The organism is Bacteroides sp. RTP31139st1_H2_RTP31139_211217 (assembly GCF_040227615.1).
Classification (GTDB): Bacteria; Bacteroidota; Bacteroidia; order Bacteroidales; family Bacteroidaceae; genus Bacteroides; species Bacteroides uniformis.
This window is the reverse complement of the sequence record NZ_JBCNZM010000277.1, coordinates 1-3,285: the sequence shown is the minus strand read 5'-3', so window position 1 is coordinate 3,285 and position 3,285 is coordinate 1. Positions and strand designations below refer to the sequence as shown.

At 40.2% G+C, this 3,285-nt stretch carries 4 protein-coding genes; all 4 read right to left on the bottom strand.

Translation table 11 applies throughout. The annotated features are described in order from the left end of the window. Positions 1-128 precede the first annotated feature (128 nt). The 4 genes from tnpB to ABUA47_RS23815 all read right to left on the bottom strand — a co-directional run bounded on the left by tnpB (position 129) and on the right by ABUA47_RS23815 (position 3,016). Positions 129-464 carry an IS66 family insertion sequence element accessory protein TnpB gene (gene tnpB / locus ABUA47_RS23830; protein WP_008782597.1) on the bottom strand — a complete coding sequence of 112 codons (336 nt, stop codon included), beginning with the start codon at positions 462-464 and terminating at the stop codon, positions 129-131. Beyond that, complete coding sequence (locus ABUA47_RS23825) at positions 458-820, bottom strand: hypothetical protein (protein ID WP_008781475.1); 363 nt, start codon at positions 818-820, stop codon at positions 458-460. The genes tnpB and ABUA47_RS23825 overlap by 7 nt, the downstream gene beginning before the upstream one ends. Positions 821-1,037: 217 nt before the next feature. Continuing rightward, the gene (gene abc-f / locus ABUA47_RS23820; protein ID WP_349824549.1) at positions 1,038-2,345 is read right to left on the bottom strand and encodes a ribosomal protection-like ABC-F family protein; all 1,308 of its coding nucleotides are present in this window, start codon (positions 2,343-2,345) and stop codon (positions 1,038-1,040) included. 98 nt (positions 2,346-2,443) lie between these two features. Then, entirely contained in the window at positions 2,444-3,016 is a 573-nt protein-coding gene (locus ABUA47_RS23815) for a UpxY family transcription antiterminator (protein WP_008021340.1), read from the bottom strand. Positions 3,017-3,285 lie beyond the last annotated feature (269 nt).

Genomic DNA, 3,285 nt, shown 5'->3' with positions numbered 1-3,285 from the left:
GTTTCCCTACTCAACAACTCTCGTTTTGTTGTAATTATATCTTGCAGATCGATCATACTTAAACCTTTGATTTACAGTATTAAAGGTAATAAAATAATCGCAAAACCGCAAGTGGATAAATAGATTGATTATCTGATTTTTAATGTTTTAACTATAGGATTCTCAAGAATCAAAACCACGTCCTTCCAGGCAATCCGATAAACAGTATCTGCCCCATTTCGCTCAACTTTCATGAACTGATAACCGGCAACAAACTTCTTTTCAAACAGACTATATGAACGATTATCAAATGAAAACATACGGACTATTCTGCGATTGCGAGACATGACTATAAAGACATCCCCATCTCTGGGTTCCCGGTGAAGCCGTTCACGAATGATAGACAACACACGGCTGTGCTTACAACGCATATCGGTGAAATCACGGACATAATAAAAATGATTCAGACCGGTAACACTCAGCATAACCCCTCCAGTTTCTCTACCATACGAACCAAATCCGGGTAGCTTAAATTCTTTTGGAACAAATGCAAGCCATTGCTGATACGAATCTCAACCCAAATACGAACAGGGTGATCAGTTCTGCCTGGTGATACCGGTTGAGGTTGATCAATGGCACCGGATTGTTCCTCATGACCGATTACAGGAGCACCATCAACCTGGACTTCAACTACTTTTTTCCGGGTATCCCTGTACCATTTCTGAAAGATGTTATAAGGAACTTTGTTCTTAACACAAAACGATTGGAGAGATTCTCCATGAGGCAAAGCCTCGGTCTGGTACTGAAAGTAAAACCTTTCAAGATCTTCACTGCTATACATAAATCCTAAAATTTTTGTTCGCAGCGAAGATAGAGATTTCAATTATGAGCCAATTTTTGACTGCTTACAAGGGGTCGTACGGAACTACTCGTATAAACAATATAAACCCTCCAATCTCATTCTCAACGAATAATATTTTTAGAAAAAAGTCTTTATACTTTTTAACAATGGAGCCGCCAGCCAGAACAGACTATACTGATCAGCGACTACCTTAAATTTAATGTTTCAGATTTATTTTCTTATCTCTAATTTCATAAACTACATCAGCTACATTTTCGAGTAAGCGTTTATCGTGGGTGATAAACACGATAGTTCCGGCATACTCCTTCATTAGTATTTCCAAAGCCTCTAAACTTGGTATGTCAAGGAAGTTACTGGGTTCATCCATTAGTAGGATGTTATATCTACCCATGAGCATTTTAGCTAGCAACAATTTTATAATTTCTCCACCGCTTAAAACAGATAAGCTTTTTCCAATATCGTTCTGTTTGAACCCCATAGATGCTAGCACTGAACGAATTTCTGATATATTGTAATCACAATCCTCCTGCATAAACTCCATGACATTCTGATTACTGTTGTACTTGTAACCATTCTGTGCAAAGTAACCTATTTTTGCCTTAGGTGAAATAGAAATTCCTTCTTCATGGTTTAAGATCATTTGGATTAAAGTTGTTTTTCCGGTTCCATTACCACCAGTTAACGCCACTTTTGCTCCTAGAGGAATTTGAAAAGATGCATTTTCAAACAGTGCCTTATCCCCAAATATTTTATTAATTTCCGTACCGACTATAGGGTATGGATTATGGAGCTCCAATGCTTTACTTTGCCTGAAACGAATTCTGCGAATGTCTTCCGGAGCTTCTACATTTCCTAAGGCTGCAATCCTGTGCTCTAGGGATTTAGCGGCATTATGCATCTTTTTTTCCTTACTTCCTATTGATTTTTGATGAGCTAAACGCCCTCCGCCTTCAGTACTTTTTTTCTTTGAAGCACCTTTCGCCTTCTGTTCTATTTTACGAGCCTGTTTTCGCTTTTCCTCCGCAGCCCTTTCCAATCGGGCACGTTCCGCAATAAATTGTTCGTATTCTGCAGCTTGGCTCTTGCGTTCTTCCTCTTTCTGACGAAGATAATCAGAATAGTTTCCCCAATACTCAGTGATTTTGCCATCTTTCAGTTCCCATATTTTATCTACTATTTCATCAAGAAAATAGCGGTCATGGCTAATAACTAACAGTGCACCTGTAAAATATTTTAGCTGTCCAATTAGAAAATCCTTAAGCAGCTCATCATGTCCGGTTGAGACATTGACCGCCAAAAGCAGGACAAAGGAGAAGAACACTACGGGCTTGAAGGCCATACCGCCAAGGCGAGGCACTACACACTGATGTATCTTCCGCTCGTCCGGCTCGTCGAACAGTCGCCTGCGGAAGGCGATGAGCAGAATCTGCGGTATCACGATTCCTGCGAAAAACACGCACAGGAAGAATACCGACAGGATGTTGACAATCCAAATTAAACTCATTCTCTATCTAACTTTAATAGGCCGTTTGTGTCGGTCTGTCCTGTACTAATCCCTCTGTATCAATCAATTCGGGGGGGGTAATTCGTGTTTCCATAATCTCAGTCTATGATTTGAATATATTCCGGCTTCACCTCAGCTGAAACCGCCAGTAGGTCGGGAATAATGACGACAAGCTGCCGACCTCTCTTTTTTGCCACTTTTATGAAGTAGCCCTCCACCTGGTCGAACGGTCCGCCATGTACCCTTACTCTTTTACCTTTTTCAATGTTGATTTTATCTTTTTCCTTGTTGATTTCGCTGATTTTGTAGAAGTGTACCTCTTCATCTGCCTGCTTGCACACCTTGATGAAGTTGGTCATGTCTTCATCAGGTACAGTCAGATAGACAAGTTCTCCGCCACTTTTCCATGTGACAAACTGTAGGTCGTAATAATAATTGTGTTTGAAATCAACAATCTTCTGATGACTTGCATGCACAAACACCAGACTATGGATGACGGGTACCATGAAAAAGACTTTCTTGCCCTTGACAGTGCGAAGGACTTTCTGCTTGGGTATGAAATACTCTAAGCCATACGTTTCATTAGAGAGCCGATCTTCGGCAGTATTCTCGTTCTTGTAGGCCCGCATGACATACCACAGTATCTTATCCTTGTCCAATACATTCACCATACTGTTTTGACATGTGTTTTTTGAGAAAAGAACGTACTCATGGTTCATCCCGATATGCGTATCGGTCTGTATATCAGCAACTTTCTATGTGTTTCAACTACAATAGTCATCTATTCTCATCTTTCTGAGTCCACCCCCTGCAAAGCCCCTCTTTACGACATAAAAATTCGGTCGGAAAAGGTATGCAAAAGATGTTTCTCTCTTTAAGAGAAACTCTTCGGGATGCAAAAATATGAAAATAACTCCAATTCACCAAATTATATAGCGAC

Bases quoted from the DNA above. Each gene is read 5' to 3' on its own strand.
- ABUA47_RS23825 (WP_008781475.1), bottom strand. From the start codon at position 820: ATGTATAGCAGTGAAGATCTTGAAAGGTTTTACTTTCAGTACCAGACC.
- tnpB (WP_008782597.1), bottom strand. From the start codon at position 464: ATGCTGAGTGTTACCGGTCTGAATCATTTTTATTATGTCCGTGATTTC.
- ABUA47_RS23815 (WP_008021340.1), bottom strand. From the start codon at position 3,016: ATGGTGAATGTATTGGACAAGGATAAGATACTGTGGTATGTCATGCGG.
- abc-f (WP_349824549.1), bottom strand. From the start codon at position 2,345: ATGAGTTTAATTTGGATTGTCAACATCCTGTCGGTATTCTTCCTGTGC.